The 22,974-nt window shown below is 70.3% G+C and carries 15 protein-coding genes; 7 read left to right on the plus strand and 8 right to left on the minus strand.

Annotated features, from left to right (window positions below; translation table 11 throughout):
• Window positions 1-7: 7 nt before the first annotated feature.
• The gene (locus tag OG453_RS06735; RefSeq protein ID WP_266865472.1) at window positions 8-1,414 is read right to left on the minus strand and encodes an FG-GAP-like repeat-containing protein; all 1,407 of its coding nucleotides are present in this window, start codon (window positions 1,412-1,414) and stop codon (window positions 8-10) included.
• A gap of 210 nt (window positions 1,415-1,624) precedes the next feature.
• Between OG453_RS06735 and OG453_RS06740 the strand changes: the two genes are divergently transcribed.
• Together OG453_RS06740 and OG453_RS06745 are read left to right on the plus strand one after the other, a co-directional pair.
• Complete coding sequence (locus tag OG453_RS06740) at window positions 1,625-4,960, plus strand: ATP-binding protein (protein WP_266865473.1); 3,336 nt, start codon at window positions 1,625-1,627, stop codon at window positions 4,958-4,960.
• Window positions 4,961-5,067: 107 nt separating this feature from the next.
• Window positions 5,068-8,556, plus strand: coding sequence for an ATP-binding protein (locus OG453_RS06745; protein WP_266865475.1), 3,489 nt, complete (start codon window positions 5,068-5,070; stop codon window positions 8,554-8,556).
• On the opposite strand, the gene OG453_RS06750 is transcribed toward OG453_RS06745, so the two are convergent.
• Together OG453_RS06750 and OG453_RS06755 are read right to left on the minus strand one after the other, a co-directional pair.
• On the minus strand, window positions 8,519-8,743 hold the full coding sequence (locus OG453_RS06750; protein ID WP_266865476.1) for a DUF397 domain-containing protein: 225 nt from the start codon (window positions 8,741-8,743) through the stop codon (window positions 8,519-8,521). The two genes, OG453_RS06745 and OG453_RS06750, sit on opposite strands and share 38 nt — an antisense overlap.
• A complete protein-coding gene (locus OG453_RS06755; RefSeq protein ID WP_266865478.1) occupies window positions 8,740-9,588 on the minus strand; it encodes a helix-turn-helix transcriptional regulator in 849 nt (282 codons plus the stop codon). The genes OG453_RS06750 and OG453_RS06755 overlap by 4 nt, the downstream gene beginning before the upstream one ends.
• A 156-nt stretch (window positions 9,589-9,744) precedes the next feature.
• On the opposite strand from OG453_RS06755, the gene OG453_RS06760 reads away from it, so the two are divergent.
• The 3 genes from OG453_RS06760 to OG453_RS06770 all read left to right on the plus strand — a co-directional run bounded on the left by OG453_RS06760 (window position 9,745) and on the right by OG453_RS06770 (window position 12,571).
• The gene (locus tag OG453_RS06760; RefSeq protein ID WP_266865479.1) at window positions 9,745-10,173 is read left to right on the plus strand and encodes an ATP-binding protein; all 429 of its coding nucleotides are present in this window, start codon (window positions 9,745-9,747) and stop codon (window positions 10,171-10,173) included.
• 262 nt (window positions 10,174-10,435) lie between these two features.
• On the plus strand, window positions 10,436-11,269 hold the full coding sequence (locus OG453_RS06765; protein WP_266865481.1) for a helix-turn-helix domain-containing protein: 834 nt from the start codon (window positions 10,436-10,438) through the stop codon (window positions 11,267-11,269).
• 186 nt (window positions 11,270-11,455) lie between these two features.
• Entirely contained in the window at window positions 11,456-12,571 is a 1,116-nt protein-coding gene (locus OG453_RS06770; RefSeq protein ID WP_266865483.1) for an ADP-ribosylglycohydrolase family protein, read from the plus strand.
• Between the two features lie 61 nt (window positions 12,572-12,632).
• Here the strand turns inward: OG453_RS06770 and OG453_RS06775 are convergent, their stop codons facing one another.
• Complete coding sequence (locus OG453_RS06775; RefSeq protein ID WP_266865485.1) at window positions 12,633-14,213, minus strand: sodium:solute symporter family protein; 1,581 nt, start codon at window positions 14,211-14,213, stop codon at window positions 12,633-12,635.
• A 278-nt stretch (window positions 14,214-14,491) separates the two neighbouring features.
• Complete coding sequence (locus OG453_RS06780; protein WP_266865487.1) at window positions 14,492-15,283, minus strand: SDR family oxidoreductase; 792 nt, start codon at window positions 15,281-15,283, stop codon at window positions 14,492-14,494.
• Between the two features lie 89 nt (window positions 15,284-15,372).
• Here OG453_RS06780 and OG453_RS06785 point away from each other — a divergent pair, with 89 nt between their 5' ends.
• On the plus strand, window positions 15,373-16,224 hold the full coding sequence (locus OG453_RS06785; RefSeq protein WP_266865488.1) for a hypothetical protein: 852 nt from the start codon (window positions 15,373-15,375) through the stop codon (window positions 16,222-16,224).
• 147 nt (window positions 16,225-16,371) lie between these two features.
• Here OG453_RS06785 and OG453_RS06790 read toward each other — a convergent pair whose 3' ends face one another.
• From OG453_RS06790 to OG453_RS06800, 3 genes are all read right to left on the minus strand, one after another.
• Window positions 16,372-16,581: a DUF397 domain-containing protein gene (locus OG453_RS06790; protein WP_266865490.1), complete on the minus strand. Its 210-nt coding sequence runs from the start codon at window positions 16,579-16,581 to the stop codon at window positions 16,372-16,374.
• Between the two features lie 219 nt (window positions 16,582-16,800).
• The gene (locus OG453_RS06795; RefSeq protein ID WP_266865492.1) at window positions 16,801-17,658 is read right to left on the minus strand and encodes a helix-turn-helix transcriptional regulator; all 858 of its coding nucleotides are present in this window, start codon (window positions 17,656-17,658) and stop codon (window positions 16,801-16,803) included.
• A 431-nt stretch (window positions 17,659-18,089) separates the two neighbouring features.
• Window positions 18,090-18,857: a GPP34 family phosphoprotein gene (locus tag OG453_RS06800; protein WP_266865494.1), complete on the minus strand. Its 768-nt coding sequence runs from the start codon at window positions 18,855-18,857 to the stop codon at window positions 18,090-18,092.
• A gap of 205 nt (window positions 18,858-19,062) precedes the next feature.
• Between OG453_RS06800 and OG453_RS06805 the strand changes: the two genes are divergently transcribed.
• Window positions 19,063-22,752 (plus strand): D-alanyl-D-alanine carboxypeptidase, encoded by a 3,690-nt coding sequence (locus tag OG453_RS06805; RefSeq protein ID WP_266865496.1) that lies wholly within the window; start codon window positions 19,063-19,065, stop codon window positions 22,750-22,752.
• Window positions 22,753-22,974 lie beyond the last annotated feature (222 nt).

Here is a 22,974-nt window from a genome sequence, read left to right on the forward strand (position 1 = left end):
GGGGCGACTACTGCGCGAGCTGGCCGCCGAGCTGGGCGCCCTCCTGGGGGGTGCCCAGCGAGGACGGGCTGAACGACGTGATGTTGGTCGTCACCAGGCCGTCCTTGGAGCCGCGCAGGAGCCAGGCCGCCCCCGAGTCCTTGACCGTGCCGTCCTCGGTGGGCGCGCCCACCGTCAGGTCGGCGCGGTTGTTGTTGTTCACGTCGGAGAGCAGGACCGCGGAGCCGAAGGCGTCGTCGCCCTCCGAGACGCCGGGGACGCCCGCGGTGGACTGGTTGAAGGCCTGCGCGCCGGTGCCGGTCAGGCCGGTCGCGCCGCCCTTGAGGAGGACGATGGCGCCGGTGTCGCCCGCGGAGTCGATGTCCTCGCCGGGCACCCCGACCGCGATGTCCGGGTAGCCGTCGCCGGTGACGTCACCGGCGGAGAGGGAGTAGCCGAACTGGTCGCCCATGTCGCCGAGGTCCCAGTCGCCCTGCTCGCCGACGCCGGGGACGCCCGCGGTGTCCTGGGTGATCTTCTTGGTGCGGTCGGAGAGACCGGACGCGGCGCCGTAGATGACGCGGACGGCGCCCGCGTCGAACTCCTGCATCTCGGAGACGTGGTCCACCTCGCGGGCCACCAGGTCGCCGTACCCGTCCTTGTCCACGTCGGCGATGACGCCGTCGACGGTGAACCGGCCGGTGGGAGTGGTGGCGCCGGTGAAGCCGTCCTTGCCGCCCTTCCACAGCTTCGAGGTGTGCTGCATCTCCTCGAAGGAGTGGCTGGTGACGAGGTCGTCCGCGCCGTCGCCCGTCATGTCGCCGACGATGATGTCGGCCGGGCCGTCGTCCTCGCCGATCTCCAGGAGCTTGCTGGACGCGGGCTTCCCGTCGCGGGTGAACGGGCCGAAGCGGGTCTCCAGGCCGGCGCGGGTGTTGGCGACGAGGTCGGCCTTGCCGTCGCCGTTGAAGTCGCCGGCCTTCAGGTCCCACGCGGACTCGCCGGGGAACTGCGAGATCCCGGTGAGGCCGAACTCGGAACCCCAGAGCACGACGTCGTAGGGCTCGTCGTTCACGACGAGGTCGGTGTACCCGTCGCCGTCGAGGTCACGTGCGGTGGTGCGCAGGCCGAAGCCCGCCCCCTGCTCGGGGGTGCCCGGCATGCCGGGGGTGGCGCGGCTGATCTGCTTGGCGTTCGCGGTGTCGGCGCCGGCCGCCGAGCCGTACACGATCGATATGTAGCCGGCGCCGGTCTTGCCGTCGACGGTGCCGCGGCCCGCGGAGACGGCGAGGTCGGCGTACCCGTCCTTGTTGAAGTCGGTCACCGGAATGCGGTGCGGTACGGGGGCCGCCGCCGCGGAACCGGTCGTCGCCACGACGGCGAGCGGCGTCGCGATGGCGGCCGCCGCGACGGCGGCGATGAGGGAACGGCGCACTGGTCCTCCTGTGGGGAAACTACTGTGACGCAAGGGAGACCAGCGCCTCGGCGGGATGGTTGTACATCGCAGGTTCACCTTTGCGGCGCCGGGTGTTGGTGATCGTGCGGGGGCGGCGGTTTCGGCCCCCGCGCGGGCCGGTGGTGGAAGACTGTGCGCAGGGCAGACGGCGGCAGGCGTGCGCGGGGACTTTCGGGGGAGGTGCGGCCCATGGCGTCCGGGGGTGCGGAGCGGCGGCCGTCCATGCAGGAGCTGATACGCCGGCGCAGGCGGGCCGGATTCGTCGGCCGGCGGGATGAACTCGCCGCGTTCCGCGAGAACTTCGACCTGCCGGTGGACGACGAGCGGCACCGCTTCCTCTTCCACGTACACGGCAACGCGGGCGTCGGAAAGACCTCTCTGCTACGGGAGTTGGAGCAGCTGGCCCGCGATCGCGGCGCGCTGACCGCGTACGTCGACGAGGCGGTCGGCAGCGTGCCGGAGGCGCTGTCCGCGATCAGCGCCCAATTCGCCCGCCAGGGGCGGCGGTTCAAGGATCTGGACCGGCTGCTCGCCGCCCACCGCGACCGGCGGCAAGAGGCGGAGTCGGTGTCGGCGGCAGCGGCGGCCACGGTGGAGGGCCCGCAACCCGGCCCCTTGGTCAATCCGCAGCCCGTGCCCTCGCCCGCCGGGATGGCAGCGGCCCGCGTCGGCCTGGTCGGCCTGGGGCTCGTGCCGGGTGTCGGCGCCTTCGCCGGAGCGGTCGACCCCGCCCAACTCGCCCAGGGCGCCGACCGGTTGAGGGCGGGCCTGAGTGCGCGCTTCCGTAATCAGGAGGACGTCCAGCTGGTCCTCTCCCCGGAGCGGGTCCTCACGCCGGTCCTGATCACCGAGCTCTCGGACGCAGCGGCGGCGGCACCCTGGATCGTGCTGTTCTTCGACACGTACGAGATCACGGCGCCGATCCTCGACGGCTGGCTGCACGAGGTGATGACGACCGAACGGCACGGCGCGCTGCCCGCCAACGTGGTCGTCGTGACCGCGGGCCAGCGGCCCTTCGACGCGACGCGCTGGGGCGGCTACGCGGACTTCACGGCGGACGTGCCGCTGGGCCCGTTCACCGAACTGGAGGCGCGGGGGCTGCTCGCCGACAAGGGGGTGGCCGCCGAGCCGGTGGTCGAGGAGGTGCTGCGGCTCACCGGCGGCCTTCCCGTCCTGGTGTCCATGCTCGCCCAGGGGCGTCCGGTCGACCTCGACGATGTGAGCGACCCGAGCTCGACCGCCGTCGAGCGCTTCCTGAAGTGGGAGGCGGACCCCGTCCGCAGGGCGGCGGCGCTGGCCTGCGCGCTGCCCAGGCGTCTTGACGGCGATGTGTTCCGGGCGGCCGTGGACTGCGCGGACGAGGAGGCGCCGGGACTCTTCGGATGGCTGCGCGCCCTGCCCTTCGTGAGCGACCGCGGCGACCGCGTGCAGTACCACGCGGTGGTGCGCGCGCCGATGCTGCGGCTGCAGCGCAACCGTTCGCCACGGGGCTGGGCGCGGCAGCAGCAGCGGCTCGCGGAGACGTTCACCGCCTGGCGGGCGGAGGCCGAACAGGGCGTCACCGTGGACGACTTGTGGTCCGACGACAGCTGGTGGGAGCTGCGCCTCTCCCAGACGTACCACCTGCTGTGCGCCGACCCCCGCGGTGCGCTTCCGCAGGCCTTGCGGGGCGCCGTCGACGCCTGCGACAAGGGCGAGGTCATGGCGAGGCGCTGGGCGCAGCTCCTCATCGAGGCCGGGGACGACGTCGAGGCGGAGGGTGTGGGCCGGTGGGGCCGCGACCTCCTGGCCGCGCTCGCCGAGGGATCACCGGTCGACGCGCTGGGGCTGCTGCTCGACCGGGCCGGGCTCGACACCGAGGGGCAGGCCCTCGCCCGTACGCTGCGCGGCCGTGATCTGCGCGAGAGCGGCGAGTACGACCGGGCGCTCGCCGAGTACGACCGGGCCGTCGAGCTCGATCCGGAACAGGAGCGGGCGTACTTCGGCCGGGGGTTCACGCACAAGCTGCGCCACGAGTTCGACGCGGCGCTCGCCGACCTCGACCGCGCCCATGAACTGGACCCCGACGCCGACCGCGTCCTCGCGCTGCGCGGCGAGACCCACCGGCTCCGTGGGGACCACGAGGCGGCGATCACGGATCTGGACCGGGCGATCGAAAGGGACCCGGCGGATCCGATGCCCTGGGCGGACCGGGGCCTGGTCCGCAATGGCCTCGGCCAGAACGACGCGGCGCTCGCGGACCTCGACCGGGCGGTCGAGCTCGACCCGGACTACGCGTGGGCGCTGGTGCAGCGGGCCGGGGTGCACAGCGACCGGGAGGAGACCGAGCGGGCCCTCGCGGATCTCGACCGTGCCCTGGCGCTGGCCCCCGAGTGGACCTATATCGTCCGGGTGCGCGGCAACGCGCTGCGGGCTGCGGGCCGGTGGCAGGAGGCGCTCGCCGAGTACGGCCGGGCCGTCGAACTGCTCCCCGATGATGCCACCGCCTTCGCGGGCCGGGGCGTCGCGCACTCCTGCCTGGATCAGGAGGAGGAGGCGCTGGCAGACCTCGACCGGGCCATCGAGCTGGCCCCGGACTACGTCTGGGCGCTCGGTCACCGCAGCAGGGTGCGCTGCTACCGGGACGAGTACGAGTTGGCCCTCGCCGACGCCGACCGGGCCGTCGCCCTGCTGCCCGGCGACGCCTGGTGTCTCTACTGCCGGGCGGAGGCGCTGCACCGCCTGGACCGGTCCGAGGAAGCGACCGCCGACCTGGACAAGGCCCTCGACGCGGAGCCCGACTACGGGACGGCGCTCTGCAAGCGCGGGTCCATCCGGCATGAACAGGGCCGCTACACCGAGGCGTTCGAGGACCTGGACCGCGCCCTGGAGCTGGAACCCGACGCTCCCTGGTACCTCATACGGCACGCGATCACCTGCCGCGCCACCGGCCGCATCGAGCGGGCCCTGGCCGACGCCGCGCGCTACAACGAGGTCAGCACCGACTCCTCGTGGGGACACGACTTCGCCGCGCGTGTCCACCTGTGGTGCGGCCGCCCGCGCGAGGCCCTCGCTGAGATCTCCGCGGCCGTGGCGGCCGGCGCGGAAGAGACCGACCTGCTGGAGGAACTCTCCGCGGTCCACCGCAGAACGGGCCGCTGGTCGCTCGCCCGGGAGGCCGCCCGCCGGATGCCCGACGAGGTGGACCGCCTCGGCTTCCTGGCCCTCGCGGAGACCGGCGAGCGGGGAGCGGCGGCCGCGGCCCCGCTCTGGCACGAGCTGAACGCCTGCCTGCCCCGCTCGGCCGCCGGGCAGCCGGACGCCGCCTCCGCGGCCATGATCGCCGCGGCCCAGGACGACTGGCCCGCCCTGGACACCCACATCACCGCCTTCATCACGTCCGACCAGGAGTGGGACGACTTCGCGGAGCTTGCCGAGCTCATGACGGAACTCCTCCACGCGCCGGGGGCCGACAGGGGGCGGCTCGGGGCGCGCATCGCGCGGGTGGCGGCGGCTCGGGACGCCGTCCGGGAGCGGTATGCGTGAGTTCCGCCGCCGCTGACAATCCGCGGAGTTCGGAGTCCTCGGCAGGCTGACCCGTGGCATGACCTGGTGGAATAATTCGGGGCAGGGCAGCGGGGGAGGTGCGGACCGTGGCACCGTCGGCAGACTCGGAGCAGCCGTCCATGCAAGATCTGATCCGGCGCAGAAGGCGCGCCGGATTCGTCGGACGCCGGGGAGAAATCGAAGCGTTCCGCGCCAACTTCGACGTATCGCCCGGCGATGAGCGGCACAGCTTCCTGTTCCACATCCACGGGATCGGCGGGGTCGGAAAGACGTCCCTGGTACGGGAGTTGGAGCAGCTGGCGCGGGAGCGCGGCGCTTTGACGGCGTACGTCGACGAGGCGGTGGGCAGCGTGCCTGAGGCGATGGTCGTGATCAGCGCCCAATTCGCGTTGCAGAAACGCCGGTTGAAGACCATCGATCGACTCCTGGCCACCTACCGGGAGCGACGCCATGAGGCGGAATCGGCGTCCGTGGCGACGCTCGACCAGGAGCAGGATCCTGGCCGTGCGGCGCCGCCTCCGTCGCCCGGCAGTATGGCGGTGTCCCGTGCGGCCCTGGTCGGTCTCGGTCTTGCCGCGCCGGGCATGGGAGCTTTTGCGGGAGCGGTGGATCCGACCCAACTCGCGCAGGGAGCCGACAAGGTGCGCGCCAGGCTCGGCGCGCGTTTCAGCAGTCAGGACGACGTCCAGCTGGTCATGTCCCCGGAGCAGGTCCTCACACCCGTCCTCCTGAACGAACTGGCCGATCTGTCGAAGAGTGCCCCGTGGATCGTCCTGTTCTTCGATACGTACGAGAGGACGGCGCCGTTCCTCGACGGCTGGCTCTACGAGGTGATGCTGACCGACCGGCATGGCGCGTTGCCTGCCACCGTGGTCGTCGTGACGGCTGGGCAGCACGCCTTCGACACTGCCCGATGGGGCGGCTACGGGGACTTCGTCACGCACGTGCCGCTGGACCCCTTCACCGACCTGGAGGCGCGGGGGCTGCTGGCTGCGAAGGGCGTCGTCGCGGAGCCGGTGGTCGAGGAAGTGCTGCGGCTCTCCGGCGGCCTGCCCGTCCTCGTTTCCACCCTTGCCGAGGCCAGGCCCGCCGATCCGGACGACGTGGGCGATCCGAGCGCCACGGCGGTGGAGCGGTTCCTCAAATGGGAGCGGGATCCGGTGCGCAGGGCGGTGGCGCTGGCGTGCGCGCTGCCGAGGCGGATCGACGCGGACGTGTTCCGGGCGGCGGTGGACGGCGTCTGCGCGGAGGCGGAGGTGGGCGGCCTTCTCGGATGGCTTCGGGGCCTGCCGTTCGTCAGTTACCGGGGCGATCGCGTCCAGTACCACGCGGTGGTGCGGGCGCCGATGCTGCGGCTGCAGCGCAATGGTGCGCCCAGGCAGTGGGTCGGGCAGCACCGGCGGCTCGCGGAGACCTTCGGCGGGTGGCGGGAGGAGGCCGAAGCGGGGCTGCACCCGGAGAAGCTGTGGTCGGACGAGCCCTGGCGTGACCTGCGCCTTGCGGAGTCGTATCACCTGCTGTGCGCGGGGGAACGGATGGCGCTGCCCGTCGTTCTTCGGGATGCCGCCAACGCGTGTGACTCGGGTGAGGTTGTGGCGCGGCGCTGGGCGCAGGCCCTGGTCGACGCGGGGGAGGACGCGCAGGCGGAGGCGGCCGCGCGGTGGGGGCACGATCTGCTGGACGCCCTGGCGGACGGCGCGGGACTCGCCGCCGCCCTGCGGCTGCTGATCGACCGGGGCGGGTTCGATCAGCGGGGGCGGGCCTTCGCGCTGATGGTGCGGGCAGGCGATCTGCGGGACAGCTGGGCGTTTGCCGACGCGCAGGCCGAGTACGACCGGGCCATCGCGCTCGATCCGGAGCTCGAGCGCGCGCATTACGGCAAGGCGCTCACGTACATGTGCATGGATGAGCCGGACTCCGCGCTGCCCTGTATGGATCGGGCGGAAGCGCTGGGGCCTGACAGCGCGAGGAACCATGCCGTGAGGGGTGACGCGTACCGGCGCTTGGGGCGCTACGAGGAGGCAGTCCGGGAGTTGGACCGTGCGTTGGAGCTCGACCCGGTGAACGCGGAAGTCCTGGTGGACCGGGGAGTTTCGCGACACGAGATGGGACAGCGGGACGAGGCGCTGGTCGATCTGGACCGGGCACTGGACATCTCTCCTGATGACGTATGGGCGTTGAGGTGCAGGGCCAAGGTACTGACCATCCGCAGGGACCATGTGCAAGCTCTGGCGGACATGGATCGCGCGGTCGAAGTAGCGCCGGAGTGGCACCTGGTGGCCCATGAGCGCGGTGAAGCCTTGCGCCTCGCCGGCCGCGCTGTGGACTCCCTCGCCGATTACGACCGAGCCATAGCACTCGACGGCGAGGACGTGGGGGCATATACGGGCCGCGGTGCCGCTCTGAACGTCCTCGGTCGGCACGACGAGGCGCTGGCAGACTGCGACCGGGCGATAGAGCTCGATGGTGACTACGCGGCGGCCTATGCGGCCCGGGGTGCCGCCCTGGCCTCCCTCGGTCGGCACGACGAGGCGCTGGCGGACTGGGACCGTGCGATCGAACTCGACCCGGCCAATGTCTTTGCGTTGCATCGCAGGTCCATGGTGCACCGAGAGCTGTCCCACTACGACCGGGCGTTCGCCGACGCCGATCAGGCCAACGGCCTGCTGCCGGACAACGTTGCGATCCTGTACGAGCGTGGTGCAGCGCTGAGCCACCTGGGTCGGAACGAGGAGGCACGCACCGATCTGGACCGGGTGCTCGAACTGGGCCCTGAAGATCAGCAGGCGCTTGCGGTCCGAGGTGACCTACTGTGCGAGCTCGGTTGCTATGAACAGGCGTTGGCGGACCTCTGTCGTGCCATCGAGATCAATTCCGAATTCGCCTGGGCAATAGCACGGCGGGCCTGGGCTTTTGCAGTCACCGGTCGCTCGCAGCAGGCGCTGGCGGACCTCGCGCGCTATGCGCAAATCGGCGAGAACCCGGGTTGGGCGCACCGCAAGACCGCCCAAATCCATTTGTGGCTGGGGTGCGCCGACCGGGCACTGACCGCCATGTCCGCCGACGAGGTTGCGGGAAACGCGTTCAGTGCTGTGGTGTTGGCTAAGGCGTACCGCATGACGGGGCAATGGGACCTGTCCCGCGAGGCCGTGCGGACGCTGCGGGAGAGTCAAGAGGTGGTTGGGGCCGCCCTCTATGCTCTGGCGGTGTCCGGTTCCGAGGGGCTGGGGGGCGCCCGCCCGCTGTGGGAGGAAGCCGCCCGTTCGATCCGGGCCGTTGATCCTCCACTTGCATTGCGGAGCCCTCTCCCGGCAGTGATCGACGCGGCCCTCGGTAACTGGGAGGCGCTCGACGCCCGGCTCTCGCGAGTCCTGGCCGCGGGCGTACCCGAAGTGGAGTGGGACGACCTGGCGGAGCACGCCGACCTCCTCACGGAGGTGCTGCGCGCCCCCGGTGCCGACCGCTCCCGCCTGGCCCCGCGCCTGGCGAGGGTCGTCGCGGCGAGGGATGCCTTCCAGGCGCGGTACGCGGAGGCGGTCATCGAGTCGACTGAAGGGACCCCGCCGCGTACGTGAGGAAGTCGGCCCAGGTGGTGTTCGTGAAGGCGAGTTGAGGCCCCTGGGTGTTCTTGGAGTCGCGTACGTGGATGGTGCGGGGGGTGGGAGCGATTTCCACGCAATCGGAGCCGGCTTCGTTGCTGCTGTAGCTGCTCTTGAACCACTCCAGCTCGGAACCGTGGCCCGTAACGGAGTTGATGCTCATGTCTCTCCCAGCAGTTCCTCGATGAAGGCCAGTGACTCTCGCGGGGTGAGAGCCTGCGCCCGGATGCTTCCATACTGCATCTCCAAGTACTGCACCTCCCTGGGAGTGGTCACAAGACGGCTGATGTGCTGCACCTCCGCATAGCCGAGGGTGGCGCCGCCCTTGAGCTTGAACAGCCGGAAGGAGCCGCCTAGTCCCGCGTGATCGTCACGATCGGTGGGCATCACCTGGATCTCGACGTTGCGCAACTGTCCGATGTCCAGGAGTCGTTCCAACTGGCCTCGGTGCACCGCTCTGCCTCCGATGGGTCGCCGGAGAGTGACCTCTTCCTGCACGAAGCTGAAGACGGGCTCTGGCTTCGTGCGGTCGATGACCTCCTGCCGTGCCATCCGTGCCCCGACTTCCCGTTCGATGATCTCCTCGGAGTACAAGGGACGGCGCATGCCGAAGATCGTCTGGGTGTACTCCTTCGTCTGCAGCAGCGCGTGGATCGTGTGATTGCTGTAGGCGCCGAGTTCCACCGCCTGAGCCTCCAACTTCGCCAAGTCTCGGACTTTCTTCGGGTATTGGGCCTCCGCCACATCCCTCTTCATCGCGGCGATCTTCCCGCCCGCACCCAGGACGGTGTCCGCCTTGTCCAAGAACTCCGGCCGAGGAATCCGCTTCCCCCGCTCGATCTTGTAGACCAGGTTCTCGCCGTACCCCACGGCCCTGCCGAACTCGGCGGCCCCAAGACCGGCCGTTTCCCGCCAGAGCCTGATCTGGCGGCCGACAGCGATCACCGTCCCCGACTCGTCCTCCGGATCGACGTCCCAGCCGGGCTCGTCCGTACCGTCAGTGCTCACCGCGTCCACCTCCGCCGTGCCGCCCGCCCCCAACGGTTCCTACGCACGCAGCGTCACGCCGGACAGGCTGTACAGGTCAGGACAGCCGCTGGACAGCCACGTACGCATGGGCGTCATCGCTGTTCAGCGTACGCACGCATGGCCACGCTGAGTGACATGAACCCAGAAGTCACCCAAACCAGCGTCCGGGCACGCCAGTTCAGCATCCTGCTCTCCGCAACGCGAAGAGGCGCCCGCCTCGCCCGGCTGCTCACGGAGCGTCAACTCGCCGACTGGCGGCTGCCGTCCGAGTCGGCGGAACACATCGTCGCCGAGCTCGCGGCGAACGCGGCCCTGCACGGGCGCGTGCCGGGCCGGGACTTCCGTCTGACCCTCACGCTCGACGTGGTTGGCACGCTCCGTATCGAAGTGACGGACCCTCGTGGCGACCGGCTCCCGGGAACCCCGGACCCGGCGGACCTGTACGCGGAGTCCGGGCGAGGCCTGCTCATCGTGGCGGCGTACGCGGACCGCTGGGGAGTCGAGGAGTGCTCCCCCTGCAAGACGGTCTGGGCCGAGCTGGCGCCGGGTCGCGGCGAGCCGTGACCCGGTCGGGCCCGACACCAAAGACAAAGAACCGGGAAAGCACCAGGGGAAAAGCGAGGGGAAATACCCGACCCAACCCCGCCCGTCCCGACGGTCACCCACAAGGGTGATCATCCCCAACTCGACTGGCGCTCAAGGGATTTCGTGGTGCAACGTCAGCCGAGACAGAACGCATGACCACAACCGAACATGAGACGGCCCCCGCCGGGACGGCAATCCCGAACGAGGGCCTGACACCGAGGAAGAAAAGGACTCTTCCCCCATGGCTGAACAGCAGCCTAGCGCGCCCTTGCGCGCCCGCACCGCCCGTTCCCGAGCCGGGTTGGACCACGTCGTAGAACGCCACAGCGAGCAGTTCACCGTGGTCGGAAACCACCTCGCCCAGCACGCCGAGCTGTCCCTGACAGCGATCGGTCTCGCGACGCACATGCAGTCGCTCCCCGATGGCGCACGGGTCGGCATCAAGTCCCTCGCCGCGAAATTCCCCGAAGGGGAGACGCGTATTGCCGCCGCCCTGAGGGAGTTGGAGGCGCACGGGTATCTGTCCCGTGCCAAGGAACGGCTGCCGTCCGGCCGGATCGTGACCCGGACGACCTCCTACAACAAGCCGAGGTCCGCACGCCCCGCCGTGGCCCCCGCGCGGGAGTCCGAACCGGCGGCTCCATCCACATCCACTCCGGTCGCGCCGCCCGCAGCAGTGCCCCCGCTCCCCGAACCCGAGAAGCCGGACCTCGAAAGACACCGCACCGCAGCGGAGCTGCTGGCCGGGCTGCGCGCCCTCGACCCGCGGCTGCTTCTCACCGAGCGGGACGTATGCCGCCTCACGCCCGCCGTGGCGGCCTGGCTGGAGCGAGGTATGGAGCCCGCTGCCGTACGGGGCGCGCTGGTCACGGCACTGCCCCGCGAGCCGCTCCGGCACCCGGCAGGCCTCCTTGCCCACCGCCTCGCCGCCCTGCTGCTACCACCCCTGCCCGACACCTCGGAAGCGCCCCGCCCGGCCCCGTTCCAGACCTGCGAAGGCTGTGACCGAGCCTTCCGGGCTCGGGAGCCTGGCCAGTGCCGGGACTGCGGCTCACCCGGCCTGGCGGCGGCATGAGGTGATTTCCTCCCCGAGATGAAAGGCCTGGTGAATATGAAAAGGCCTGGTGAACGCCGGTCAAAAGTGATCTGAAGGGCGACTCTTCAGATATCGCATCGACCCTGAACCGGCCGTTCCTGGTCGATTACAGTGCTGCGCAGAAGTGCACGGGGGAGCGACAGGGAGAGCAGGGGAGGAGGTGCCGTGAGCACCGCAGCAGCCACCGGAGTCTGGGGCCGTGCCGAGCAGCAGGACTTTCGCAGCCGGGTGCGCGGCACGCTGCTCGGAGCCGCCCTCGGTGACGCCCTCGGCGCGCCCGTCGACGAGCTGAGCCTCGATGGGATACGTGAGGCCCACGGTGCGGAAGGGCTGACCGACCCCGCCCCCGCGCACGGCAGACGCGGCGCCGTCACCGCCGCCACCCAGCTCACCCTCTTCACCGTCGACGGACTCATACGCGCCCAGGTGCGGCGCGACACCGGGGCCTGGCATCCGCCGACCGATCTGCACCGCGCCTACCGGCGGTGGGCCACCACCCAGAGCGACTGGGGGCCCGACGAGCGGCGCAAGGAGGACGGCTGGCTCGCGCGCGAGGAGTGGCTCTACTCGCGGCGGTCGCCCGCCAGGGCCTGCCTTGTCGGTCTCGGGGACGAGACCATGGGCACGCTTGAACTGCCCAAGAACCCCGAAGAGCGGGGCGCGGAGGCCGTCACCCGGTCCGCTCCCTTCGGGCTGCTCGTGGGGTGGGAGCCGCAGCTGGTCCTGCAGCTCGCCGTGGAGTGCGCCGTGCAGACCCACGGGCACCCCGGCGCCTATCTCGCCGCCGGCGCACACACCGTGCTCGTGCACGGGCTCGCCCGGGGGGAGTCACTCGACGGTGCCATCCAGCGGGCGCTCGCCCTGCTCGCCGCGAGGCCGGGGCACCAGCCCGTCACCGATGCGCTGAAGCATGCGCTGGGGGCCGTACGGCAGGGAATGCCCTCTCCCTCCCGGGTGGAGGAGCTGCTGGGGGACGGCTCCGCGGAGGGTGTGCTCGGAGCCGCCGTGTACTGCGCCCTGGTCGGCGAGGACATCCGCCACGGGCTGCGGCTGGCCGTGAACCACGGCGGTGCGTCGGCTGCCGCCGGGTCCTTGTGCGGGGCCCTGCTCGGCGCCCTGCACGGGGAGACCGCGCTGCCTCCCGGCTGGCTCACCGAGCTTGAGGGGCGCCCGACGATTCTTGAACTGGCGGACGACTTCGCCATGGAGATGACACAGGGCCCGGCCTTGCACGGGCCGGCGGTTTCTTCGCCGGGGTGGCTTGCGCGGTATCCCCGGTAGGACGGGCTGAATTGAATCAGCCCGTCCGGCGTTTGAGGACGAACTCGGCGGAGCCGGTGATCTACGGTGCGGGACGCTGCGGGGTGCCCACCACGTCGTCCCCCGCTTCCGCCGGCGCAGGAACAGCCGCTGAACCGGCGGAGCCATCATCGTCCGTATTCACGCGCTCGATGATCGCGTCCCGCTCCGGGGTGTCCTCCGGCTTCACGTAGCCGATCAGGATGTAGAGGAAGAGCGATACCGCCAGCGGGATCGAGACCTGGTACTGGAGCGGCACTCCGCCCTCCACGCTCCAGTTGATGGGGTAGTTGACCAGCCAGAAGGCCAGCAGGCCAAGCGCCCAGCTGGTCAGCGCCGCCGTCGGGCCCGACTTGCGGAACGGCCGCAACAGACCCAGCATCATCGGGATCGCGATCGGACCCATCAGTCCGGCCACCCACTTGATGACGACCGTGATGATGTCCTTGAACGTGGGCGAGTTGACCTGCGTGGCCACCGCCATGGACAGGCCCAGGAAGATCACCGTGGTCAGGCGCGCCGCGATCAGGCCCGAGCGCTCGTTCCACTGCCTGGCCTTCTTGGACAGGACCGGCGCCACGTCCCGCGTGAAGACCGCGGCGATCGCGTTGGCGTCGGAGGAGCACATGGCCATCGTGTGGGAGAAGAAGCCGACGATGACGAGGCCCAACAAACCGTGTGGCAGTAGCTGTTCGGTCATCAGGCCGTACGCGTCCGAGCCGTCCGGGTTCTTCGCGTCGACCAGGAGGGGCGACATCCACATGGGGAAGAACAGGACCACCGGCCACACCAGCCACAGCGCCGCCGACAGGCGGGCCGAGCGCGCCGCCTCCTTCGGGCCCGAGGTCGCCATGTAGCGCTGCGCCTGGTTCAGCATGCCGCCGTTGTACTCGAAGAGCTTGATGAACAGAAAGGCGAGAAGGAAGACCGTTCCGTACGGGCCGACCAGCGGCTTTCCGTGGCCCGCGAGTTCCGGCTCGTCCCAGACGCCGAAGAAACCGCCGTGGTCGCCCAGTTCGAGGACGACGGCCACGAACATCGCGACGCCCGCGAAGAGTTGGATGATGAACTGGCCCAACTCCGTGAGTGCGTCCGCCCACAGGCCGCCGATCGTGCAGTAGACGGCGGTGATCGCGCCGGTGATCAGGATGCCCTGGTTGAGCGAGACGCCGGTGAAGACGGAGAGCAGCGTCGCGATCGCGGCCCACTTCGCGCCCACGTCCACGATCTTGAGGAGCATGCCGGACCAGGCGAGCGCCTGCTGGGTGGGGAGGTTGTAGCGGTTCTTCAGGTATTCGAGCGGCGATGCCACGTGCAGCCGTGAGCGCAGCCGGTTGATGCGCGGCGCGAAGAGCCTGGCGCCGATCGCGATGCCGAGCGCGATCGGGAAGGACCAGGTGACGAAGGACGTCACGCCGTAGGTGTACGCGATGCCCGCGTACCCGGTGAACATCACCGCGCTGTAGCCGGACATGTGGTGCGAGATGCCCGAGAGCCACCAGGGCATCTTGCCGCCCGCGGTGAAGAAGTCGCTGACGTTGTCCACCCGCTTGTGGGACCAGACGCCGATCGCGACCATCACACCGAAGTAGCCGATGAGCACGGCCCAGTCGAGACTGTTCATGTGCGCCCTCCAGGGGTCCGCCTTGTGAACTGCGCAGAAATGCCGTGCACTTCGCCAGTTTCGTGACATACGGACGTGGGCGGCCTTGAAGTGCCCGCTCATCGTGGGTTCGGCCGTGGGGCGCGGACAACCGCCCGTGAGGTCAAGAGCAAGTAAAATCGTTCTGTTTACTGACCTGTGTTCACATCCTTGACTGTCACCGGGTACGAAAAGGCCGTACGGGAAGCAAGTCCCGTACGGCCGTGAGGAGTTCCGCCCGGGAGCGGGCGGCGCGGCGGCTACCGCATCAGCTCCCCCGCGTTCACCAGGAGCGACTGCCCCGTGATGGCCCGCGCCCTGTCCGACGCCAGGAATACCGCCGCGTCCGCCACGTCCCCGTCGGTGGCCAGCTCGGGCAGCGCCATCCGCGCCGCGAGCCGGTCCCGTACCTCCTCCTCCGGTACGCCCTCGGTGTGCGCGGTGAACTGGACGTACGCCTCGACCGGCGGGCCCCACATCCAGCCCGGGAGAACGGTGTTGACCCGTACGCGGTGCGGACCGACCTCGTGCGCCAGCGAGTACATCGCCGACGTCAGCGCCCCCTTAGACGCCGCGTACGCCGCCTGGCGGACTTGCGAGGGCGCGGTGACGGCCGACTGCGTACCGATGAAGACGACGGAGCCGCCCCGCTCCTTGAGCGCGGGCAGGCAGGCGCGGGTCATCCGCAGGGTGCCGAGCAGATTGACGTCGATCACCTGCTGCCAGGTCGCGAAGTCCGCGTCCGCGACGCCCCCGAAGTAGCTGTCCCAGGCGGCCACATGGACCACCGCGTCGATCCCGCCGAAGCGTTCGCGGGCGAGCCGCGCCAGGGCCTCGCACTGCGCCTCGTCGGTGATGTCGGTCGCGCGGTACGCGGTGTGCGCGCCCTCGGGGTCGATCTCCGCGGCCGACTTGGCGAGGTTCGCCTCCGTGCGCGCCCCGAGGACGGCACGGCCGCCGTCGCGCACCACGGCGGCCGCCACCTGATGACCGAGCCCGGCGCCGACCCCCGAGACGACGACGGTCTTTCCTTCGAGGAGCGACGGCGGCATGGGCGCCTCCCGGCTATGGCAGTTTTGCTGACGGGGCGTCAGAGTATGGGCGTCCACCGGAGGAAGGAAGAGGAAGGCAGGGGAGAGGCATGGGGGAAGACACACGCATTGACACTCGCAGTGACACGTACGCCGAACTGGCCGCCGTCGGGCCCTACGGCGTGCACCCGGGGCACGCCCTGATCACCATGGTCGAGCCGCATCCGGGCCATGAGTACGCGTACAACCGCTGGTACGAGGACGACCACTACTACGCCGGCGCGATGGCGATGCCCTGGATGTACGCCGGACGCCGCTGGGTCGCGCCGCGCGAGCTGCAACTCCTGCGCCACCCGGAGAAGTCGGCGGTCGCCCAGCCGGTGACGGCGGGCTGCTATCTCTCCACGTACTGGGTCACCGAAGGGCGCTACGACGACCACATGAAGTGGACCGTCGGCATCAACAAGCGGCTCAACCGGGACGCCCGGGTCTATCAGGACCGTACGCACGTCTTTACCGCCTTCCAGGACCACGAGGCGACGGTCTACCGGGACGGCGCGGCCGGGCCGCGCGACTTCCACGCGCTCGACCATCCCTACCAAGGCCTGGTGCTCGAAGTCGTCGACGCCGAATCGGCGGAGCAGCGGGCGGAGTTGCTGGAGTGGCTGCGGGCCAAGCAGTTGCCGCGCGCGCTCTCCGGGTCTCCTGCCGCGATGGTGACGATCTTCCGGCCGACTCCGCTGCCGGGGGACCGGATGACGTACGTGAAGCAGGTCGAGGGCGTCGACACGCGCCTCACCCTGCTCTGGTTCCTGCAGGTCGATCCGCGGGAGTGCTGGCAGGAGCACTTCGCGGGGCGCGCGGACGCGGTGGCGGAATCGGGCCTCGGGCGGGTGGAACTCGTGGCGCCGTTCATTCCGACGGTGCCGGGCACGGATACGTACGTGGATCAGTTGCGGTAGCTCGTAGCTCGTAGCTCGTAGCTCGCATCTCGTAGCCGGTAGCGGGTTTCCGGAAATAAGCCGAGCCCCCTCGGCCGGGACGGCGGGCCAGTCGAGAGGGCTCAATCGGTGGTGCGTATGAGGTTGTTGATCTCGGGGTGGCGCGTATTAGCCGAGGGGTGACGTCTCTCGCGTCACCTCGGAGACGAATGCGCTCCACGATTCGGCGGGGAAGGCGAGGACGGGGCCCTCGGTGACCTTCGAATCCCGGACCGAAATCGCCGTCGAAAGAGGCGACTTGACCTCGACGCATGCGCCGTTTCCCGTGGAATACGAGGACTTGACCCACGTATTCGTAGCGCCCTGGTGAATTGCCATGGTTACTCCGGTTTGCCCAGTTGATGAGTTGCGGTCACCGCTGTGAGCGGTTGCGCCAGCAGTTGTTGCTTGATGGCGTGAATGACGCTACTCGCCAACATCGGTGCGTGAAGGGATCGTTCACTCAACCGGATGGCATATTCCAGTGGGGTCTTCCGCCCCGATGCGGGAAAGGTGTACCGTGCGGCGCCTTCCCCGCGAGGGCCCTCGGCTGATCGCTCAGCGCGCGTACTCTTTCGCGATGTCCGCGATGAGTTGGCGTGAATGATCCACATTCAGGGCCTGTGCCCGCAGATGCTCGTACATGACGCTGTACTGCTGGACGTCGTTGGCCTTCTCCAGATAGAGATCGCTCGTGACGCCTTCGATGTAGACGACGCTGGAGTCCGCCGCGTCCGGGAACTCGAGAATCGCGTACTGCCCATTGAGGCCGGGGTGCGCGCCCATGTCGAAGGGGATCACCTGGACGGTCACGTGCGGCAGTTGTGACTGCTCCACGAGATGCTCCAGCTGGTCGCGCATCAGATGCTTGGAGCCGACGACGCGGCGCAGCGCGGACTCGTCGAGGACGGTCCACAAGCGCAAAGGATTCTCCGGCGCGGAGATGCGCTCCTGGCGGCGGACGCGGACCTGCACACGCTTCTCGATGTCCGTCGGCGTGGTCTCCGGCAGCGCGCCGGTGATCAGCGCCTCGGCGTACGCGCGGGTCTGCAGCAGCCCGGGGACGACCTGGGGGTCGTAGACGCGCAACGAGGCGGCGTCCGTCTCCAGGCCGATGTAGACGCTGTACGGGATGTCGCCGAAGGAGTGCCACCAGCCCTGCTGGCGGGAGTCCTTGGCCATTTGCATGAGCGAGTCGACGATGCGGTGGTCCTCGACCTCGTACACGCCGCACAGATCGCGTACGTCGCGCTGACTGATGGAGCGGCGGCCGTTCTCGAGGCGGCTGATCTTCGACTGCGAGACCAGCAGGCGCTCGGCGACCTCCTCTGCCGTCATGCCCTTGAGCTCGCGGAGCCGGCGAAGCTCCTGGCCCAACCGGCGTCGCCGGACGGTGGGATTGACATTGGACGCCACGGACGTGCACCTCCGACTACAACATGCCTCTACTTTGCGTGTCTGCTGTTCAGCAGAGTGCCACCATCGCGCCGCGCACCGCTGGGAAACGGCCGATGTGCGGACGGGGGTGAGCGCTGGTGTGAGGACTGATGTGAGGGGTGCGGTCCGACTGCTCGGCGCCTGGTGCGCTGCCAGGTGTTCCTCGTGCTGATGTGCGGCCGCGCGGGGCGGTGGAACCGGTGTCGTCGTCCGGACGGTCCGGTTCCGGTGCCCCGCGCGGCCCAGCGGCTCCCGAACCGGGTCTGGGGGACTGCGGTGCGGCGTGGCTGTTGCGGTGCTGGGTCGTACTCGATGCTGAGCGGTTCTGCTGGTTCGTTACTGCTGCACTGCTGCACTGCTGGTTGCTCGTGGACTGCTGGTTGCTCGGCCGGGATCGCGCCCGGCCGGGCTCAGTGGGCCACGGCGCGTGCCATGGATCCGCGGCGTGGCTGCATCGGGACCACGCCTGGTTCCGGAGCGGTCCTGGCCGGCTGCCGGCCACCGCCCTGCCCGCCGCCCGGTCCCGCTGGGGCCGGACTACGGCGTGGCTGAGCGGCCACACCGTTCTGGACGTCCATCACGGCGTGCGCCACGAGGCCGCCCATGGGGTCGTGCCTGATCAGATCCCGGAGCCTGGAGCGCGATGAACGCCCCTCGTTCCCGGGATACAGGTGCTTGCCGAGTCCGACCGCATGGGCCAGCGCGGCGAGCGCCGCGGTCCGCGGGTCCGGCGGTACGCCGGTGCGGATCGCGCTGTCCAGCCGGGCCCTGATGTCCCGGCTGATCGCCGTGTCCGTCGCTTGGTAGCGAGTCGTCGGCAGTACTCCGCACATCTGGCCCGATACGGCATGCACCATGCCGCACCGCTCCAGGTGCGCGAGGTAGATCTGGCGCAGCCCCAGTCGGGGCCCGCCAATCCAGTGGACCGCCCGAACCGGGCTGCCGCGCCTGCGCAGCAGTTCCAGTGCGGAGTCCAGAGTCGGATCTCCGGTCGGCCGTGGCATCACCACGGCGATACGATCCCCGTCTGGGGCTATCCGTCCGGCCAGCGCCAGCTCCACTAGCTGTGCTCCGGCCAGACCGAGGTCGAGCGACTGCGGCTGCGCTGTGGTACCCGTGGCCGGGTCCAAAGCGAGCAGCAGAAGCTCCTCCGGAATTGTTCTGCGGCTCCTGCCCATCCATGCCTCCCCGCGTGGATGAATGACAGGGTGACCCCTCTCACATTGGTCTGTCGAGGGTGCGTGACCGGTAAGTACGGGAACCAGTAGGTATGTCGTTCTCGTCTACCACGGGGGTTAAGCCCTCACACAGGACACTGGTACATGGTTCGGACAGCGGGTCCGGCCGGTTTTTGGCGTAACGGCAACGCAATACGCATACGGCATGGCGTACGAGGAGGCATCGGTGGCGGGCGAGACCCCCGACAGGTCGAAGCAGCGGAAGTCGTCTGGCAAGTCGTCGGGGAACCCGACCGCTGAACCGACCCCGACCTCCGGCGCGGACCCGCGCCTGGCGGTGGCCCGCGAGGTCCCCGCGGCACGGGAGCAGGACTCGGCGACGGCGGTCTTCTCCACGAAGGCGGTGACGGAGGCGGCGGCAGCGGATTCTGCAGGGGCGGCTGCCGAGCCTGCCGGGGCTGCTGGTCCCGCTGGGGCCGAGGAGTCTGCTGGGGCTGCTGGGTCCTCGGAGGCTTCGGAGTCCTCTGCGAAGTCGGAGTCCTCGGAACCTTCGGGCTCCGCGGAGGCTGCCGGCGGCGAGTCGAGCGGCGACGAGTCGAGCGGCGGCGAGTCGAGCGGCGGCGAGTCGAGCGGCGGCGAGTCGAGCGGCGACGCGCGGCTGCGGGCCGCGGTCGCCGCGTGGGTCGCGGGCGGCGAGGGTGCTGCCGGGGAGGGCGCTCCTGCCGAGGGTGGTGCTGCTGCCGGCAGCGGATCCGCCGCCGAGGACGGAGATTCCGCCGCGAGCACGGCTGCCGAGGGTGGCACTTCCGTCGGCGATGACGCTCCGGCCGGGGGCGATGCTGCCGCCGAGCAGGGTTCCCCTGCCGGGGGTGGGACGCCCGCCGAGGACGGAGATTCCGCCGGGAGCACGGCTGCCGAGCGTGCCGCTTCCGTCGGCGATGACGCTCCGGCCAGGGGCGATGCTGCCGCCGAGCAGGGTTCCCCTGCCGGGGGCGGGACGGCTTCTGCGGAGGACGAGGCTCCTGCGCACGGCGAGGCCGACGCTGAGGTCGCCACGGGGAGCGAGGTTCCTGACCAGGGCGATTCCCCCGCCGAGCGTGGCGCTGCTGCCGAGGGGGATGCCTCCGCCGACGGCGACGCTCCTGCTGCCGCGAAGGCCGACGCCCCCGCTGGGGACGACTCTCCTGCCGGAGGCGAGCCCTCTGCCACGGATGGGGCCTCCGTCGGGGGTAACGCTTCTGCCGAAGCCGAAGACCTCGCTGCCGGCGACACCCCGGCTGCGGACGACGCTTCCGCCGGGGATGACGCCCCGGGAGCGAGCAAGGCTTCCGGCAAGGGCGACGCTGCCGGAGCGGGCAAGACCGCCGGCGCGGACGACGCCACTGCCGAGAAGGGCTCCGCGGCCGAGGGCGCCGCCCCCGCCGCCAACGACGACGCCTCGGCCACGAGCGATGCTTCCGCTGTGCGCGCCGCCCTGGGCGCGAGCAAGACTCCCGCCACGGACGACACCTCGGCCGAGGCGGGCTCCGCCGCCGAGAGCGCCGCCCTTGCCGAGGCCGTCGCCTCCGCCACGGGCGACGCCCCGGCCAAGAGCGATGCCCAGATCGAGGGCGACGACTCCGCGAAGGGCGACCGCTCGGCCAAGCGCGATGCTTCCGCTGTGGGCGCCGCCCTGGGCGCGAACAAGACCTCCGCCACGGACGACACCTCGGCCGAGGAAGACTCCGCCGCCGAGAGCGCCGCCCCTGCTGAGGCCGTCGCCGCCAAGGGTGACGCCCAGGCCAAGGGCGACGCCTCCGCCGTGAGCGACGCTGCGGGAGCGACCAAGACCCCCGGCACGGACGCCGCCACCGCCGCGGAGGCTCCCGCCGCCCCCGTCGGGTCCGTTGCTACCGCCAAGGGCGACGACGCCCCGGCCAAGAGCGACACCTCCGCCGTGGACGACGCCCCGGAAGCGACCAAGACCCCCGCGAAGAGCGACGCCCCGGCCAAGGGCGCCGCCCCCGCAAAGGGCGACACCCCCGCCGAGGACCAAGCCCCCGCAGCCGCCAAGGACGCCAAGTCCGACAGCGGATCCAAGAACGCCAAGCCCAGCGACGACGCCAAGCCCGACGCCGACCCCAAGACCCCCGACGTCGACCCCAAGACCCCCAAATCCCCCGGCGTCGACCAAGCCACCGCCGTGTTCCGGGCGCTGCACCCCAAGGCGGTCGATCAGCCGACCACCATGCTCAAGATCGGGGACCACAAGCCCGGCGGCAAGGGTGACTCCACAAAGCCCGATGCGGGTGATGCAAAGTCTGGTGCAAAGGGTGGCGCGGCGACGCGTGACGCCAAGTCCGGCCCCAAGTCCGCCCCGAAGGCCGGAGGTGACCCCAAGCCCGCCCTCAAGCCCGAGGGCGACGCCGAGCGCACCAGCAAGTTCGTCGCGCTCAAGCCTCTCGATGAGCAGCCCGGCACGCCCGCGGGCACCGGAGCCAAGTCCGAGGCGCCCACGCCAGGCAACGCGCCCACGCCAGGCAACGCGCCCACGCCAGGCAACGCTCCCACGCCAGGCAACGTAGGGCCCGAGCGCACCACGCAGCAGCCCTTGCCGCCCAAGCCGCCGCTGGATCTTCTCGCCGAGCTGACCAATACCCCGCCGCCGGCCGAGACCCCCGTCCGTACCGCCGTGCGGCGGGTGAAGATCTGGACGCCGCTGGTCCTGCTCCTGGTGATCGTCTTTGCGGTCGTACAGGCCGTGCGGCCACTCCCGACGCCCACCCTGAAGCTCACCGCGAAGGACTCCGTCAGCTTCGAGGGCGGCAAGCCGTCCATGCCGTGGCCGGGCGAGGGCCAGGCCGCCATGGACGTCAACGGCATCGGCAGCTTCGGGACCTCCGGTGACCAGAAGCCCGTACCGATCGCGAGCATCGCCAAGGTCATGACGGTCTACCTGATCCTGCGCGACCACCCCCTGAAGAAGGGCGACCCCGGCCCGAAGATCCCCGTCGACGCCGCCGCGCAGAAGCACTACGAGACCGGCAAGCCGGCCAACGAGTCCGTGGTGAAGGTGACCGAGGGTCAGAAGATCACCGAGTACGAGGCGCTGCAGGCGGTCATGCTGCCGTCGGCGAACAACGTCGCCAAGCTGCTCGCCCGCTGGGACACCAAGAGCGAATCGGAGGACGAGTTCGTCGCGAAGATGAACAAGACCGCCAAGGAGCTCGGGATGAAGAACACCCACTACACGGACCCCAGCGGCCTCGACAAGACGACCGTGTCGACCGCCGAGGACCTGGTGAAGCTCGGCCGTGCGGCCATGGAGAACCCGGTCTTCAACGAGATCTCCCGCCAGCCCAACTACATCGACCTCAACGGCGACAAGCAGAAGAACTTCTTCGGCCTCGTCCCGACCGTCGCCATCGGCATCAAGACCGGCACCACCACCGCGGCCGGCGGCAACATCCTCTTCGCCGCGGAGAAGAAGGTCGGCGGCAAGACGCAGACGATCATCGGCGCCGCCCTCGGCCAGTACGGCGACAACGGCGTGGCCAACATCGACGAGGTCACCGGCGTCACCCGCAAGCTCATCGAGGCCGGACAGGGCGCGCTCACCGCGAAGACCATCGTGAAGAAGGGCGATGTGGTGGGAGAGGTCGAGGACGGGCTCGGCGGGTCGACCCCCGTCGTCGCCACCGAGGACGTGTCGGCGGTCGGCTGGTCCGGTCTGACGGTGAAGCTGGAGCTCGACGCGGAGAAGGGCAAGACCATCCCGAACTCGGCGAAGGCCGGCACCAAGGTCGGTGTGCTGAGCGTCGGCGACGGCAAGGGCGGCGCCATCGAGGTGCCGGTCGCCCTCCAGAGCGACCTGACCGAACCGGGCTTCGGCGCCAAGCTGAAGCGCGTCGGCTAGCACCACCGGCCGAGAGCCCGGCGTCGCCAAGTCGCCAAAGAGAACAACAGCGGACGCCGGGCTCCGCGTCACCACGCACGCCGCCTCCGGGACCGCAACCGGACCTACGCCAAGCGGCCGCACGCCGTTGGCCGAAGTCGGACGGACCCTTCCCGGGGTGCGGCACCACCCCGGGCCCACCTCCGGGCTGCGTGCTAGCGTCACAAGCTCGGGGGCAGTACG

The organism is Streptomyces sp. NBC_01381, from assembly GCF_026340305.1.
GTDB lineage: Bacteria > Actinomycetota > Actinomycetes > Streptomycetales > Streptomycetaceae > Streptomyces.

Excerpts from the sequence above, each read along its gene's own strand:
- OG453_RS06740 (WP_266865473.1), top strand. The coding sequence starts at position 1,625 with ATGGCGTCCGGGGGTGCGGAGCGGCGGCCGTCCATGCAGGAGCTGATA.
- OG453_RS06750 (WP_266865476.1), bottom strand. The coding sequence starts at position 8,743 with ATGAGCATCAACTCCGTTACGGGCCACGGTTCCGAGCTGGAGTGGTTC.
- OG453_RS06760 (WP_266865479.1), top strand. The coding sequence starts at position 9,745 with ATGAACCCAGAAGTCACCCAAACCAGCGTCCGGGCACGCCAGTTCAGC.
- OG453_RS06765 (WP_266865481.1), top strand. The coding sequence starts at position 10,436 with ATGGCTGAACAGCAGCCTAGCGCGCCCTTGCGCGCCCGCACCGCCCGT.
- OG453_RS06775 (WP_266865485.1), bottom strand. The coding sequence starts at position 14,213 with ATGAACAGTCTCGACTGGGCCGTGCTCATCGGCTACTTCGGTGTGATG.
- OG453_RS06780 (WP_266865487.1), bottom strand. The coding sequence starts at position 15,283 with ATGCCGCCGTCGCTCCTCGAAGGAAAGACCGTCGTCGTCTCGGGGGTC.
- OG453_RS06785 (WP_266865488.1), top strand. The coding sequence starts at position 15,373 with ATGGGGGAAGACACACGCATTGACACTCGCAGTGACACGTACGCCGAA.
- OG453_RS06790 (WP_266865490.1), bottom strand. The coding sequence starts at position 16,581 with ATGGCAATTCACCAGGGCGCTACGAATACGTGGGTCAAGTCCTCGTAT.
- OG453_RS06800 (WP_266865494.1), bottom strand. The coding sequence starts at position 18,857 with ATGGGCAGGAGCCGCAGAACAATTCCGGAGGAGCTTCTGCTGCTCGCT.
- OG453_RS06805 (WP_266865496.1), top strand. The coding sequence starts at position 19,063 with ATGGCGTACGAGGAGGCATCGGTGGCGGGCGAGACCCCCGACAGGTCG.